Origin of the sequence: Vibrio sp. MOR3 (assembly GCF_001557775.1) — a bacterium.
Classification (GTDB): Bacteria; Pseudomonadota; Gammaproteobacteria; order Enterobacterales; family Vibrionaceae; genus Vibrio; species Vibrio jasicida.
Genome location: NZ_LNRD01000006.1, coordinates 169,223 through 184,107 on the forward strand (window position 1 = coordinate 169,223; position 14,885 = coordinate 184,107).

Below are 14,885 nucleotides of genomic sequence, written 5' to 3' on the forward strand. Positions count from 1 at the left end.
CACGACTAAGTAGCTACCCACTCAATCTCTAACAAGGTGATGTCTCCACACTTCAAACGCCCAAGGAAGACATCGCCTTGATGCACTTCTCCCACGCCCTTTGGTGTGCCTGTCATCACGACATCGCCATCTTCTAGTGTTGTATAGCTCTTCAGCTCATCGAGAATATTTATTGGTGGGTAAAGCATCTGTTTAACGTGCCCTTTTTGAACATGAACACAGTTAATCAAAAGCTCTAAGTTGAGATCGTCTATATCGACACCTTGAACAGAGTGGAATCGACTGAATACCGCTGAGCCGTCAAACGCTTTAGCACGTTCCCAAGGTAACCCTTTTTCTTTGAGGGTCGATTGTAAGCCGCGTTTGGTCAGATCCAGACCGAGCCCAACCGCACTGTATTGACCATTTTTGATCAGAAAACAGATTTCTGCTTCGTAATGCAAAGGCTCTTGATGAAATGAGGTGAGTTTGGTTGAAACGGAAGTCGCCGGTTTATTAAACACGACCATTTGCTCTGGCATGGCATTGTTGAGTTCTTGAATATGCTCAACGTAGTTACGCCCAACACACAGAACTTTACCAACTTTGACTTTCTTCTCTTCAACCTGAATGACGCTCATTGCTCTTCCCTGCAAAACAAAACGCACATGATAATCTAACAACTTGAGTTGCCCACACTAGTTCCCGCTCTGGATTGTTAAAAACAAGACATTCAGCCCGTTTTGCTCTTGCACTCTTCAAGGCGAAACTCTCTCATTTATCAAACATTAGAGATGAAAAAAGCCAGCACGAGGCTGGCTTTTATAGTAACTAGGACAGGTTACTATTATAGGTAGTAACGAGCACCAAGTGCCCATTTGTCGTCTGTTTTACGATCGTTAGCATCGTTTAGGTCGAACTGGTAACCAGCGTAACCAACAAACTTAGAAGTGAAGTTGTATTCTGCTTGAACAGCCATCTCTTCACGTGCAGTTTCAGTTTTGCTGCGGTTAAACTCTTTACCTTCAACCATTTCGTAGTTGATGCTTAGGTTTAGGCTGCTTGGTAGAGCGTATGCTAGTAGCGCTTCGTACGCATCACTGTCTACAAGGCGAGCGCCGTTTGTGCCGAAGTTCATGTTCTCGTTTGAACCGTATACTGCTGCTACGTATAGGCCTTGACCGTATGAACCGTAAGATGCAGATACTAGGTGAGATTCAGCAGATTGCTTGCCTACAAAGTTAGCTTGTTGGATATCACCACCGTTGTAAGTGTAACCAATTTTCGCGCCCATGATTGCGTAAGAAAGTGCAACTTGCATACGGTCATCGTATTCTGCACCGTCAGTCTTAGCACCTTGCCAACCTAGACCGAAGTTGATTGCACCAGCTTCACCTAGCTCGATTGCGTTGCGGTAAGAAAGCATCTTGTCCGCACGACCAGTACCTAGAGCACCGTGGTCATCGTAGATAAAGTCGTTCGCAAACGCGATTGGCATATCAGCAACACCAGCTACGTCGTAGTAAGGTGCCCATTGAGTACCACCAACTGCACGGCCGTATACGTCGTGAGTTAGACCTAGGTAGCCAAGACGAGTAGTGAATGACTCTTCACCGCCATCTAGGTAGTTAAGAGCCCACTCACCGCGAGCGTCAGCTGTGAAGCCGTTGCCTAGGTCTTGAGTTGCTGTGAAGTTGATACGTGGAGAGTTAGTACCTACATCTGTGTCGCCTTGCTCTGAACCGTTTAGGTTAACAGATACGTGACCACCGATAGCGAAAGTAGTGCCGTCGTTGTTGTAAAGTTCCACTGCTACTGCTTGTGTACCGAATGTTGCTGCAACAATCGCTGCTGCTAGGAATTTTTTGTTCATTATAAAATCCATGTATTTATTCATTAGTTTATAAGTCAGTCTTATACAAAAGTGGATTGGGGCATCTCTTCCACCAATGTCGCGTCACTTTTGCTTAACAACTGTTGCTCACTGTATTTCAGAAGTTCCCAAGAGCAGAGTGAAAAGATGTAATAAAAAAGAAAAATGGCAAACGTTTACCCATAAGCAGACAACAATTTAAGAAAACAACACCCAAAAACAGAAACACTTTGTTACATTTAAGCCTAAATCACTATCTAAGCTATTGTAATTGTGTGATTAACGCAGAGTTTAACGAGGATTTTTGTTACATTTCAAAAAGAAAATTATGATTAGGAACTTTTTTAAAATTAGGCTGTCCACTTAAAGGAGCAGAAACATAAAAAAACCTAAAACCTGTTTTCTATAAGGTTTCATCAATATCTCCCCTGTCACTCATTTGAAATAAAAATGCAATAGAATCATCACGTAACAGAAATCTATCTTTCATTTTCGCGGTTTACCTTAAGCGTCATCGACACAAATCGAGCAAGAAAGCTCATCGATTACAACTAGGGTAATAAGAAAATGAAAAAGGCAGCACTAACTACCGCGATTCTAACAGCATTGGTATCAGCACCATCATTTGCAGCAACCGTGTATAAAGACGACGGGACTGAATTGAAAGTTGGCGGTCGTGTGGAGTTTCGTGGCGACTTCATCGGTTCTGACGGTGCAGAAGTTGACGGTACTATGGAAGATGCATCTCGTGCACGTCTAAATCTAAAAGGTAAAACAGATATCGGTAATGGCCTATCTGCTTTTGGTGTTTACGAAGCTGAACAAAAAACAGGTAAAAGCGAGTTTAAAAACCGTTACATGTACGCTGGTGTAAGTGCTGATGCAGGTGATTTTTCGGTAGGTCGCCAAGACATGGCTGCTGTTATCATCTCTGATATGACGGATATCACTGAGTTCTCAGGTGTTCAACAAGTTATTGATTCATCCTCTGATAAGCAAGACAGCGTATTCGCTTACCGTGGCGAATTTGATGCTCTACAAGTTCAAGCAACTTACCAAGCCAACTCTGGTGACAGCCAAGACAAATACGGCATCTCTGGCCTTTATTCTCTACCAGTGGGCCTAGACCTAGGTCTTGCTTACTCTGGTGGCGATGTAGATAAAGATAACTCAGAAGACCAAATTCTTGGTGGTATCGCCTACTCTCTTGAAAACTTATACCTTGCAGGAACTTACTCTCAAGGTGCCATTGATGACTCTGAAGACTTTACCGCTTACGAGCTTGTAGCAAGCTACAAATTAGCAAGTAAGTTTACTGTTGCTGGCCTATACACTTTCCAAGAGAACGATCCAAATGGCGCAGCAAAATATGACGCGGTTGATGGTTTTGAGCTGGTTGGTTACTACAAACTTAACAGCAACTTCCGTACTTACCTTTCTTACTACATGAACCAGCTGGATGAAGAAAAGAATGGAGAAGGCAAGGTAACTGAAGGTGAAGACACACTACGTCTAGGCGTACGTTACGACTTCTAATAAAAACTTGTCCTAATAGCGAGTCTTTTGGCCGGCACTCTTGTGTCGGCTTTTTTGATCGTACTCACTAACCTGCCCTCTTTTAATGCACCTAATCCCGAAGTTAGTGCATTCCCTCTAGGGCTTTCTCAAGCTATGTTCATCTAGGCCTTTAAAATCAACCAATTAAAAGTTGGCACACTAGCTGCAATAACTAAATCGAGCAAATGCATGGCAGCGTTTGTGCTTCTCGTTCTTTGTACCTACTTCGGTAGGCACGTCCTTTAAATTGGTAATGTCGCCTCCCTCTGGGAGGCATTTTTTTATTGGCTACCCTATGAATAGAACGTATGATTCTGGCCATTCTTTAAAAACGGAAATATCCAATTGAATCATCATCCTGTCCAAGGTGCATCTTGGATGCTCACCGCGGGTTTAGCATTCGCCGTCGTTAATAGTTTTGCTCAAGTTGCGAGTATACACTTTGGAGTGTCGTCCACGACCTTTGCGTTATTCCAATACGCGATTGCCTTTTTTGCGATCTTGCCTTATTTACGCACCCTAGGCATTCGTCAATCACTGCGCACAAACCACTTTGGTTGGCACGCTCTACGTATTTTCCTTGCCGTTATCGGGATCCAACTATGGCTGTGGGCACTCGCGTACCCAGTGCCAATTTGGCAAGGTATTGCGTTGTTAATGACCTCGCCTCTGTTTGCTACTATAGGCTCAGGTCTGATACTTAAAGAGAAAGTTGGGGTGGCGCGTTGGATCGCTACCTTAACTGGCTTTATTGGCGCGATGATCATCCTTGAGCCTTGGTCTGACTCTTTTACCTGGGCGACACTGTTGCCAGTTGGCGCTGCTTTTTTCTGGGCTTCTTACTCTCTGATGGTGAAAAAATTATCAGTCAATGATCCACCGTCAACAATGGTGGTTTATCTACTGTTATTGATCACACCATTTAATATCATGCTGGCGGTGCCAACATTCGTGATGCCAGAAGGGTGGGATGTTTGGGGTATTCTCATTGCGGCTGGCGTGTTAACCGCCTTAGCGCAATGGGCGGTCGTAAAAGCTTATGCCGTAGCAGATGCGTCTTTCGTTCAACCTTTTGACCACGCAAAATTACCACTTAATGTCTTTGCCGGTTGGTTAGTGTTCAGCTGGGTTCCACCAGGTCGATTATGGTTGGGTGCCGCGATTATCGTTGGCTCAATTGCTTTCATCACTCATTGGGAAGCAAAAAAAAGAAAGTAAATTGAAAGAATTTCTTTGGTTTTGAGTTCTATATTTTCAGGAAAGGAAATGAGGATTATCGTATGACACAGCCAATCAAAATGACACTTTATCGTTGGGCAGGCAGCTGGGGACCATTCAAGGTTAATATTCCATGTGGCGAATGCACCCTAACTAAAGACATTCTTGCCGATACTTTTGAAAACGAATTAGCGGGTGTCCCCGTAGAGCTAGAAGTTAAAGATTGGCTGTCCCATTGGTGGGAACCACTAAAACTTGGTGCTTGGCACGCCCCTATCCTAGTTGTTGAAGGAAAAGTCGTCAGCCAAGGGGAAGCGCTAAACCGAGGCGTGCTTGTTCAATCAGTTATTGCTGAGTGGACTAAACGCGATCAACTTAAAGGCAATATTGTCTACGGCAAAGCGACGTGTCCTTACTGCGTTAAAGCCAAAAAGTTGCTGGATGAGACGGGTATAGAATACACATACTATGACGTCGTCAAAGACAGTGCAGCCCTTTACCGAATGATACCTGAAGTGAAAGCCATCATTGGCGAGAAAACACCTGTAACGGTGCCGCAAATTTGGTTAGATGGAGAGTACATAGGAGGCGCAGACAACTTGGAAAAGTGGTTAGCGGAAAAGGGATTAGATAAAGTGCCTAACAACGTTGTTGAGATCCCAAGTCAAAGCGCATAATTATCACCTAGCAGAAACACGACATCTCTAACAAAGCAAAAAGCCCTGATATCAAATCAGGGCTTTTCCTATTAATTCGCTAGCTTTTTCATTACTCGAGCAAACATTGAAGGTTTCTTCTTCTTTGTTTTACCGTAAAGCGCTTTGTGCATCGCGTCTTTTGCGATCATTTGACCAATGTAAACGCCACCAAGTTCGTAACCCATGACCTTCTCCTAAGAAGTAATTGACTGGTTTATGTTGTAATTTTACACCACAAACCACCAAAAACAAGATAAAGATCACAAAATAAGTGTAATTTAATTACAATAAATTTAATCCTAGCGAATCAAAAAAGTGATTAACGCTTGGGCTGTTGGTACGTTTTGCCTGCTGCTTTGTAAGTATCTTTTTGTTTAATTTCAAAGAAAGTTTCAAAGAACCAAGCTGCAAATTTGATCAGGTGATCGCCTTCATTCATGACATGCTCAACAAATTCTTTCTCTTCACCAGACTCGTCAGCTTGGAAGGTAATGTGGTAAATACGTTTTTCACCATCGACCTCCGCAAGGCCAAATTGACCACTTAGTGATTCCGCTGCTTGAGCGACCTCTTCTTCTTCAGATGCTTTTAGTAGTTCAAGAGCCTGAGGCAAGCTCTCTTTTTCGCCAATTTCTTTTAATAGCGCTTCAAATTCGTTTTGTTGCATGGGTTCACCTAACGATTAACGGGCGTTTTCCTCGCACAACGCTTTTGAGTCAGCATCTGCGAGCCTAATTTGCTGCGCATTTTAGAAAGGAGCACGTAAGCTTGCAAGCAGATTCAACGCGAGCTTTCTGGTTGAGCCAAACCACTGGTAGGCGTCTGAATTTGACTCAGTGCCAAAACAACACAGCTTAACCCTGCAATCAACACATAGAAGACACCTAATTGATATTGGCTCGTTACCCAATACTCCACCAAATATCCGCCAAACAAACCTGCGAGACACATTTGTATAGACCCAGATAATGCAGAAACCGCGCCTGCTTGTTGTTTGTGTGGGGATAACAACAAACTGATTGAAACCGGGAACGACATTCCTTGCGCAAAACTCAAGCAAGTGAAGGCAACTAATAGTGACGTAACCGTAAATGGTAAAATCAGTAGCATCACTCCTGATGCAGCAACGACAACAAAACTCATCAATAGGATCTGCTGCTCTTTGTAGCGCGAATTGACTAAGTTAAGCACCAAACTACCCATTAACAACCCTGCTGAAGGGACAATCATCAACGAGCCATAGTCTGCAGCAGTTAATCCAAGCTCTTGCTGCATCAAAAATGGATATAAGGACAACGTCACCAGAGCAGAAAGATAACTGAGCCAGTTGTAGCTCGCACTGCCAATCACTTGTTTATTAGTCAACAGCGTTAAGTAATTCAATATGACTCGTTTAGGTTCAAAACGGCGCTTGGGATAAGGCAATGTTTCTGGAAGAACGATTAAGCCCAGCGTAAAAATCGCGATTAAGTAAAACAATACGAAGACAAACACCGCATGCCAACTTAAATGATAAGCGATCCAACCACCAAACAAAGGCGCAACTATCGGCATCACTGATGCTGTGACCGAAATATAGGAAAGGGCCTTGGTCAGTTGTGAGCCATCGTAACTGTCTCGTAATACTGAGCGCCCAAGAACAGAGGCGCTTCCCGCACCTAAACCTTGTAATAGCCTTCCAGCTTCCAAAGCGATAATATGGTCTGCAAACGCAATACATATGACCGTACCTACGAGATAAACGCTTTGACCAAGAATGAATACTGGCCGACGCCCTATTGAGTCGGATAGCGGGCCATAAAAAAGCTGAGAGACACCAAAGCCAACAAGGAATAACGTGACAAGGTTTTGAATCGCATGCTGCGGAAGCTCAAGGTCATGTCCGATCATTGGCAAAGATGGAAGATAAATGCTGACGCCAACTTGACCGGTCGCGATGATCATCATCGCCAATAATAATGGTGTTTTACGCAATATACCCTCCTTACATCATGACAGTTTCACGACAGACAGTGTATATTTGTTACTCTAAGATGATAATAAACCAAAATGGAAAAGAATTATTTCCTATGGGGATAGAATAAAATGGATTGGATTCAAAGTGTCAATAGCTATATTCGTGTAGTAGAAGAAGGAAGCTTCAATGCGGCAGCCAGAAAGCTCAATACCACCAGCTCAGCCATTAGTAAGCGTATCCAGTGGCTAGAAGATAAGATCGGTGTACAACTACTCAAGCGAACAACACGCTCCATCAGCCAAACAGAAGCTGGCGCCCTATTCTACGAACGAGCCAAAGTACAGCTAGACTCTTGGCAATCTGTGCTAGACGAAACACGCTCAGTGAATCAATCTCCAGCAGGCTTACTTAAGATTGGAGCAACGCTGGCCGTTGGCTCTAAGTTCCTTGTTCATTATCTGGACGATTTTCTTGAAAAATACCCCGACATTAAACTTCAACTTATCACAACGCTACCAGGTCAAATCCCCGAACTGAGCTTAGATTTATTCATCAGCAGGGAGTTGGAACATCTCAATTCTTTAAGTTTTAAAGCAACGCCATTGTTCGAACACAAAGCCCAGTTTTATGCCGCGCCTAGTTACCTTGAAAAACACGGAACCCCACAAACGGTTGAAGAACTATCACAACATAACATGTTGATTTGGGGTGAAAAGCCAACAAGAGAGCTCAAAACCAACCGTGGAAAGCGTATTAGCCTTTCAGGAAATTTCGCGACCACGAACCCTGAAGCTCTTTTCCATGGCGCTAAACGCGGAATGGGAATTTTACTGTCCAATAATGTGATGATCAAAGAAGAGCTTAAGTCCGGAGCATTAATACCGATACTTCCTGATGTCACTGCTGATGAGGCGACGGTCTACGCTTACTATCCAAAACTGGATTATCAACACACCCGAACTCAGCTGTTTCTCGACTACCTTAAATCACGCTTAGATGAAGAAAAGCGCGCCTAATCTACTCACTCTTTGATAACAAAGATATTGGAGAGTCACAAGAGGCGCGTTGGTCTGTCGTGAATGTTTTGAGTGATATGATAAGACGTTATAACGTTGCTTATTAAAAACAAATCACAACGTCTAATCATGCAAAAACCATCTGCTAATATACAATCCTAAGCACTCCGAGATTTCAACAAAAGAAAGATAAAGTAGCTGCCTCCGATAATCGAAACTAACGTACCTGCAGCAAGTTGAGCGGGGAACACCACGACTTGCCCTAGCCAATCAGCAAACAACATTAGGGCTGCACCGATTAAGAAAGACAATAAGATCTGCTCTCGAACCAAGCGAGCACCAACCATAGCTGCAATATGTGGAGCCAGTAAACCAACAAAAGCGACCGGCCCCATGGTGGTTGTGACCATCGAACATAAAATCGCGACGATACACAATAGAGCCACATAGGCGATGTTGATGTTCAGCCCTCTTGCACTTGCAAACTGACGACCAGTAGCAATTAATGTCACCCAACGACTCAACAATAAAGCTACGCCAATACAAACGGTGATCACGATAGCCATGATCATTGCTGCATCAGGTTCAACACGATACGTAGAGCCTGCCAACCAAGCCAATAAGGTGTATTTCCCCTCACCCACTCTTGTTAAAGAAAATTGCACTAGAGCCTCTAACACCGCGGTCAGCGAGATACCGGTCAGAATTAGGATAGACGGAGCGAACTGATGCTTCTTACCAAGCAAAAGCAACAAACAAAGTGCAATCGCACTGCCCAAAAACGCAACCCAAGGGCTTAGCGAGTGAATCGAGTATCCCATAAACAGGCTACTGAAAATCAGCGCTAACACCGCACCTGCCGATACGCCAAGAATGTCTGGGCTCGCAAGCGGGTTGTAAACGAGCCTTTGTAAAATCACACCTGCCACTGCCAAACCGCCACCAGCAAATATTGCGGTTAACATTCTAGGCCAGCGAATAGACCACTCAAACGCATCTGGGATAATGAAATAACTCATATCTGAAGAAGGTTGTGACAATGCACTTAACGCCAGTAAACCGGAGATCATCGCACCCAACAAGAAATAAGCCAAAGGTGAAATAAACTTTGGTCCTTTAGACATTGAGAAAAATAGCTGATCTTGGGCCGACATCTGCTTGCGAGCAATAATGATCAAAGCTGGAGCGCCAATCACCGCGGTTGCTGTTCCTGTAGGAATCATATCCAAAGACCATTGCGCCAAAAAGATCGCCAAGCTGTCGGTCACACAAAGCAATAGCGCACCTAATACGCAGCTAACGATGAGCTCAGATTTCGCCTTTAAAAAGCCCAAATGTCTCGCGATGTTTGGCGCAATCAAACCAATAAAGCTGATTACACCCACCGAGGTAATCGACACGGAAACCAGCCAAACGCCAATCACCATTAGGACAAAGAAAGTCGTACCGATGTTGAGACCACGCGCAGCAGCCCCTTCAGTACCAATCGAAAGCAGAGTCAAAACTCGTGGAGCCAACAGGAAAATAGCAAAGATTGGCAGTAACTTAGGCATCAACCAAAGCACTTGCTCCCAACCATTTTGCCCGAGATCACCCGCGCCCCATACGAACAAGTTCTGAGCATATTGGTCGTTGAGCAAAATAATTGCAGTTGCAAATGCGCCGAGCAGTAAGTTAACCGCCATACCTGCCAAAACAATTGGCAAGCCGCTCATGTTTTTGATGCCAACAATGGAGACAATCAGACCCATTGCAAGCAGCGCGCCTATCAGCGCAAACCAAACGGAATATTGCGCGACCAGCATCGGCGCAACTACATTCAGAATGACTAGGCCAAGCCAAGCGCCTGATGATGTACCGAGTGTAAGCGGAGACATCATGCGATTTTGCGTTAATTGTTGAAACAAGCTACCTATGGTACCGAGTGTTCCACCAACCAAAATCGCCATCACCAAACGAGGCAAGTTAACATAGACTAACGCCATCAACTCAAATGAATCATCGACCATTTTATTGAATGTAGCGATGTCACTGATCTGTGAGACTTGTTGGAACAACTCTCCAACAGGACCAAATTCTGACTGGCCTAACCATAAATGAACAAGAGCGGTGAGCAATAGCACCGCCCCCATCATGAAACCACTGGATCTCATTACTGCTCCGCTAGCATCAACAACGATTGCGCCATGGCTTCAGCGTTATACAAAATAGACATAACACCGCCGTAGCTCCAACTCGCTGCTACTGGGCTAAATTGACCATTGCGAACGAAAGGCATGCTCTTCCAAACCGGAGAACGCTCTAACTTGTCTTGATATGGGAAAGGTTCAAAGTAAAGTGCAATGCCGTTCTTCACCTTCTTAAGTTCAGTCATACGCTTTTGACTGATCCCCCACTGACTCGCCGGAAGATCCAACGCATTTTCAAAACCTAGCTGCTCAAGCGCGTATTGCGGAATCGAGTTATCGCCGTAAATGTAAACCGACGTGGTGCTCGCAAAACGGAAAGAAGTGACTTTTGGCTTGTCTCCCGGGTACGCTTTATCTAATTCAGCCTTAAGAACCTCAAGACGCTGATCCATCGCAGCCAGTTTCTTGTTCGCTTGCTCTTCTTTACCAAGCAATTGGCCTATCTTCTTGAAGTTATCGATAGCCGCCGCCGCATTACTGTGCTCTTCACTGTACGTTTGGTAGTAAAGTACCGGCGCGATTTCTGAAAGTCGCTCCTGAAGATCTTTCTGAGGTGAGGCGATAAGAATCACATCAGGGTGTAGCTTCTTCAAAGCAGAAAAGTTAGGCTCAGTTCGAGTGCCAATATCCGCCACACCTTCTGGAATCGCAGGTTGAACAACCCACTCGGTATATCCTGCAATATCTGGCACCGCGATTGGCGTTACGCCGAGTTCGATCACTTGTTCTGCAATGTCCCAGTTAAGCGCTGCCACTCTAACAGGCTGAGCTTTAAGGGTTTTGATCCCCTCGCTGTCTTCTACTTGGAAATCCGCCATCGCATTAAACGACAAAGCACTCGCTAACATCGTTAGAACGAGTTTTGTATTCAACTTTTTTACTTTAGAAAAATGGGAAGCGATTGATTTTAAGCTCATATATTTGCCTACTTCATCTAAATTCGAGATTTCTACAAACGACAAAAGCAGCCCAGAAAAGGCTGCTTTAAAATTGGGAACGCTAACTTAGTTAGAATTCATAGTTTACACTAAGCTCGATAGATTGCTCTGCACCAAACCAGCAGTTCGATTGGTCATAACAGGTGTAGTACTCTTCATTGAATAAGTTGTTCACTAGCAAGTTAGCTGTTGCACCAGATAGTGTGTCGCTTGCCTCACCTAAGTCATAGCCTACTGAAAGATCGACGACCGTGTAAGAAGGCACTTTGCCTTGAGTATTCGTTGCATCCATCTCCATTTCACCCATGTAACGAGCACCTACACTGAAGCGGGTTCCTGATAAAGCACCACCATAGACATAGTAATTGCTCCATAGGTTAGCGGCATGTGTCGGTACATAGATTGGTGTAGTGCCTTCTAGATCTGGATTCGCATCTTCCGTAACTTCCATGTCGATATACGTGTAGCTCGCATTAACATCCCAATCTTCAGTAACAAACCATCTGCCTTCAAGCTCCATACCTTGCGAGCGCACCTCACCTAGCTGAATCTTAGAACGGTATGTAGGATCTGATGGATCAGCGGCAATTGAGTCTTTCTTAGTGATATGGAAGTAAGAAGCAGTAACCTGCTGTGACATATCTGGAGACAAGTATTTAATACCCAACTCGATCTGTTCACCTAGCTGAGGTTTTAAAGAGTTGCCGTTAATATCAGTACCAGCAGCTGGCTCAAAGCTCGTCGCGTAACTTACAAAAGGAGAAATACCATTATCTAGCTCATACAAAGCACCTACACGGTACGAGAACTGGTTGTGATCAGCTTCATCTTTTCCATCATAAGTTGGGTAAGAACTATTTTTGTCATCGCTTGCCTTAAACATGTCATAACGTCCACCAGCTAATAAAACCAACGCGTCATAACGAACTTGATCTTGGAAGTACAAACCTAACTGTTCGGTCGTAATATCATGAGATTCACGGTAGTTTTCTTGAAGCTGACTTCTATCCAAAAGGTCATTGTTCGGATTATAAGCATCAAACCCATAGAAACTCGCATTCGCAGTAAATTCTTTGTACAGAGAATCACCTGTTAGCTTTAGGTAGTCGACACCGAATAATAAATTGTGTTCTAAACCACCAATTTCGACACGACCTGAAACTTGGTTATCGATAACAAAGCTCTGTGAATCCTCATCTGTACTGTAAACATTTCGGATTAAACTGCCCGTCGCAGGATTGAAGTTAGTAGCGGTGTGGTAAGTATTCTCTTGGTACAGAGACGCATCGGTATAGCGAGCATTCTGAAGGAAAGTCCAATCATCGTTAATTTGGTGATTGATCTTATAGCCTAGCATCAAGACTTCACGTTCAAAGGTACTCCAATTCTTGTCACCCATGGACACAGATGGATCACTCGCCTTCAGCACTTCTAATGGCATAGCAGAGTTAGTACCCATCGATGGATCGTTCTGATAGTAAAGGTTGAAGTTGATAAGTGTTCTATCAGACAACTGCCAATCTAGTGAAGGAGCAATCACATAGCGCTCTTCTTCTGCGTGATCTACTTGGCTGTCTTGTTTACGGGCAAGTGCTAACAAGCGATAAGAAAAGTCACTGTCACCTAATTGACCTGTAGTATCAATTGACGCTTCCATAAGGTTCCTTGAACCTGTAGATACACCAACTTTCGTCGACCCATCTTCTTGCGGTGTCTTCGCAATCATGTTGACCATACCACCTGGTGGCATCGCTCCATACAACACAGATGTAGGACCCTTAAATACTTCAACTTGCTGAATCGCAATAGGATCTATCTGAGGTTGTAGATTCCAACCGGTTAGGAATGGAAGCACCAAACCATCATAATAGCTTTGGTTGTTACTAAAACCACGAATAGAGAACGTATCGTACATGGTTACTGATGCGCCCTTCTGTTCGGTTACAACACCCGGTGCATATCTGAGTGCTTGGTTGAGGGACTTCACACCTCGTTGCTCTAACTGTTCTTCATCAATAACGGTAATACCTTGAGGCGTTTCCTCTGGCTCAAGAGCCGACTTAGTTGCGGTATTACGGTAAGCTTTTCCTAAAACAGTGATAGTTTCGATATTCGAATCTGTCGCTGAAACGGCTTCTTCCGCCAAAGCTTGCGCTGAAAATGCAGTCAACAAAGCGACTGCCAATGATGAATACTTAAAACGAGTGTGAGTGGTCATGATTCCCTCGGTACCAATGCTTAACATAAACAATAATAAATCTCATTTGCATTGTATGTATCTATAAATGGGATAATTAACAATTTGGTGCAAGTTCAAAAAGAACTTGGCCTATTTTGAGTAAAACTAAGACAGTTGCTCATTAAAAGCACAATTAGCCCTATTAAACGAGAGGCTCTGTAGAGAGTGCGTTAGGTGGGATATGACTACGATTTAATAATAGGAACCCAGTATTCCATTACCGCATCAGTCGAATGAGCTCGATAACCCAGGGGATACACTTCAAGCTCATAGCCATCGATGGCTCGATAACCAGAACTCGGCAACCAGTTAAGAACAAACCAGCTTAGAGTATGTCGAAGATTCTCAATAGGACCGCAATGTTTCACTACAGCGTAGGTTTGCTTTGGAATAGTTAATACCTCTAATTTATCAGAGATAATGCTCGGCAATTGCGGAATCGAAATCTCGTCGTGGAGCTCAATGCCAGCCCAGTAGTAAATGTTGGTACCATCAAAGCAAGACTGGGTGAGATCGACAACGCCAATAAATTGAAAGGCACCCGCGTCTGGAAGCGTTACTTCCCCTTCTAAACGTGACCACAATTGAGGAACTTTCTGTGCGAAATCTTGGGTCAACGAAAACAAACCACTGATTTCAGAAGTGATGCCTTTAACAAGGAATGACTCTCTTTCATCAATGCGTACCTCGACAAAACTGAGTGGGCCATTATCAGCTGCGCTCATCATATCCGATACTTGTATTGGTTTACGAAGCTCAGTTCTTTTGCCCGCTTTTCTATATTGACTAGGACTTAAGCCAAACATCTGCTTGAACGAGCGGCTAAAGCTAATTTCTGAATTAAACCCGAGAGCAAGAGCGATATCAATGACTCGCTTCTTGCTATCCAACAGTTCTTCTGCCGCTTGGCTTAACTTAAGTTCTCTGACGTAGTTTGCGACGGTAAGCCCAGTCTCGGCTTGAAACACTCTTTGCAGCTGCCAGCGAGACCAACAGCTCTGTTTCGCAATATCTTCTAGCGATAGTGTCGAGCTTAGGTTCGCATGGATATAAGCCAAGACACGGCTGATACGATCAAATGCAGGTGTGTTCATAGTCACGCGTTAATAATCTCTGTAGTGGCAACAATATAGTAGATACAGAAATACTTTTTATCATTTAAAGAGCCTTTTATCACTTAAAAATGACTAATGCATAATCAATTGATAGCTCCCTCAACGT

13 protein-coding genes are annotated in these 14,885 nt (G+C 43.9%); 4 read left to right on the plus strand and 9 right to left on the minus strand.

All coding sequences use genetic code 11. The features are described 5' to 3' along the window. Positions 1-5: 5 nt before the first annotated feature. Positions 6-620, minus strand: coding sequence for a fumarylacetoacetate hydrolase family protein (locus tag ATB76_RS14115; RefSeq protein ID WP_061035523.1), 615 nt, complete (start codon positions 618-620; stop codon positions 6-8). A 206-nt stretch (positions 621-826) separates the two neighbouring features. Beyond that, the gene (locus tag ATB76_RS14120; protein WP_038865316.1) at positions 827-1,852 is read right to left on the minus strand and encodes a porin; all 1,026 of its coding nucleotides are present in this window, start codon (positions 1,850-1,852) and stop codon (positions 827-829) included. Between the two features lie 567 nt (positions 1,853-2,419). On the opposite strand from ATB76_RS14120, the gene ATB76_RS14125 reads away from it, so the two are divergent. The 3 genes from ATB76_RS14125 (at position 2,420) to ATB76_RS14135 (ending at position 5,304) form a co-directional block, all read left to right on the plus strand. After that, a complete protein-coding gene (locus ATB76_RS14125; RefSeq protein WP_061035524.1) occupies positions 2,420-3,388 on the plus strand; it encodes a porin in 969 nt (322 codons plus the stop codon). A gap of 399 nt (positions 3,389-3,787) precedes the next feature. Continuing rightward, complete coding sequence (locus ATB76_RS14130; protein ID WP_061035525.1) at positions 3,788-4,627, plus strand: DMT family transporter; 840 nt, start codon at positions 3,788-3,790, stop codon at positions 4,625-4,627. A 62-nt stretch (positions 4,628-4,689) separates the two neighbouring features. Continuing rightward, entirely contained in the window at positions 4,690-5,304 is a 615-nt protein-coding gene (locus ATB76_RS14135; protein WP_038865309.1) for a glutaredoxin, read from the plus strand. A gap of 71 nt (positions 5,305-5,375) precedes the next feature. On the opposite strand, the gene ATB76_RS28810 is transcribed toward ATB76_RS14135, so the two are convergent. From ATB76_RS28810 to ATB76_RS14145, 3 genes are all read right to left on the minus strand, one after another. Further along, complete coding sequence (locus ATB76_RS28810; protein WP_095760458.1) at positions 5,376-5,510, minus strand: hypothetical protein; 135 nt, start codon at positions 5,508-5,510, stop codon at positions 5,376-5,378. A gap of 134 nt (positions 5,511-5,644) precedes the next feature. Next, the gene (locus ATB76_RS14140; protein ID WP_061035526.1) at positions 5,645-5,992 is read right to left on the minus strand and encodes a hypothetical protein; all 348 of its coding nucleotides are present in this window, start codon (positions 5,990-5,992) and stop codon (positions 5,645-5,647) included. A gap of 113 nt (positions 5,993-6,105) precedes the next feature. Further along, the gene (locus tag ATB76_RS14145) at positions 6,106-7,299 is read right to left on the minus strand and encodes a multidrug effflux MFS transporter (RefSeq protein WP_061035527.1); all 1,194 of its coding nucleotides are present in this window, start codon (positions 7,297-7,299) and stop codon (positions 6,106-6,108) included. Between the two features lie 111 nt (positions 7,300-7,410). Between ATB76_RS14145 and ATB76_RS14150 the strand changes: the two genes are divergently transcribed. Next, the gene (locus tag ATB76_RS14150) at positions 7,411-8,298 is read left to right on the plus strand and encodes a LysR family transcriptional regulator (RefSeq protein ID WP_038865303.1); all 888 of its coding nucleotides are present in this window, start codon (positions 7,411-7,413) and stop codon (positions 8,296-8,298) included. Between the two features lie 158 nt (positions 8,299-8,456). Here the strand turns inward: ATB76_RS14150 and fhuB are convergent, their stop codons facing one another. The 4 genes from fhuB to ATB76_RS14170 all read right to left on the minus strand — a co-directional run bounded on the left by fhuB (position 8,457) and on the right by ATB76_RS14170 (position 14,758). Further along, positions 8,457-10,451 (minus strand): Fe(3+)-hydroxamate ABC transporter permease FhuB, encoded by a 1,995-nt coding sequence (fhuB, locus tag ATB76_RS14155; protein ID WP_061035528.1) that lies wholly within the window; start codon positions 10,449-10,451, stop codon positions 8,457-8,459. Continuing rightward, positions 10,451-11,404 (minus strand): iron-siderophore ABC transporter substrate-binding protein, encoded by a 954-nt coding sequence (locus ATB76_RS14160; protein WP_061035529.1) that lies wholly within the window; start codon positions 11,402-11,404, stop codon positions 10,451-10,453. The genes fhuB and ATB76_RS14160 overlap by 1 nt, the downstream gene beginning before the upstream one ends. A 91-nt stretch (positions 11,405-11,495) precedes the next feature. Then, positions 11,496-13,643 (minus strand): TonB-dependent siderophore receptor, encoded by a 2,148-nt coding sequence (locus ATB76_RS14165; protein WP_061035573.1) that lies wholly within the window; start codon positions 13,641-13,643, stop codon positions 11,496-11,498. Positions 13,644-13,849: 206 nt separating this feature from the next. Further along, positions 13,850-14,758 (minus strand): AraC family transcriptional regulator, encoded by a 909-nt coding sequence (locus ATB76_RS14170; RefSeq protein WP_061035530.1) that lies wholly within the window; start codon positions 14,756-14,758, stop codon positions 13,850-13,852. Between the last annotated feature and the right edge of the window lie 127 nt (positions 14,759-14,885).

Excerpts from the sequence above, each read along its gene's own strand:
- ATB76_RS14115 (WP_061035523.1), bottom strand. The coding sequence starts at position 620 with ATGAGCGTCATTCAGGTTGAAGAGAAGAAAGTCAAAGTTGGTAAAGTT.
- ATB76_RS14120 (WP_038865316.1), bottom strand. The coding sequence starts at position 1,852 with ATGAACAAAAAATTCCTAGCAGCAGCGATTGTTGCAGCAACATTCGGT.
- ATB76_RS14125 (WP_061035524.1), top strand. The coding sequence starts at position 2,420 with ATGAAAAAGGCAGCACTAACTACCGCGATTCTAACAGCATTGGTATCA.
- ATB76_RS14130 (WP_061035525.1), top strand. The coding sequence starts at position 3,788 with ATGCTCACCGCGGGTTTAGCATTCGCCGTCGTTAATAGTTTTGCTCAA.
- ATB76_RS14135 (WP_038865309.1), top strand. The coding sequence starts at position 4,690 with ATGACACAGCCAATCAAAATGACACTTTATCGTTGGGCAGGCAGCTGG.
- ATB76_RS28810 (WP_095760458.1), bottom strand. The coding sequence starts at position 5,510 with ATGGGTTACGAACTTGGTGGCGTTTACATTGGTCAAATGATCGCAAAA.
- ATB76_RS14140 (WP_061035526.1), bottom strand. The coding sequence starts at position 5,992 with ATGCAACAAAACGAATTTGAAGCGCTATTAAAAGAAATTGGCGAAAAA.
- ATB76_RS14150 (WP_038865303.1), top strand. The coding sequence starts at position 7,411 with ATGGATTGGATTCAAAGTGTCAATAGCTATATTCGTGTAGTAGAAGAA.
- fhuB (WP_061035528.1), bottom strand. The coding sequence starts at position 10,451 with ATGAGATCCAGTGGTTTCATGATGGGGGCGGTGCTATTGCTCACCGCT.
- ATB76_RS14160 (WP_061035529.1), bottom strand. The coding sequence starts at position 11,404 with ATGAGCTTAAAATCAATCGCTTCCCATTTTTCTAAAGTAAAAAAGTTG.
- ATB76_RS14165 (WP_061035573.1), bottom strand. The coding sequence starts at position 13,643 with ATGACCACTCACACTCGTTTTAAGTATTCATCATTGGCAGTCGCTTTG.
- ATB76_RS14170 (WP_061035530.1), bottom strand. The coding sequence starts at position 14,758 with ATGAACACACCTGCATTTGATCGTATCAGCCGTGTCTTGGCTTATATC.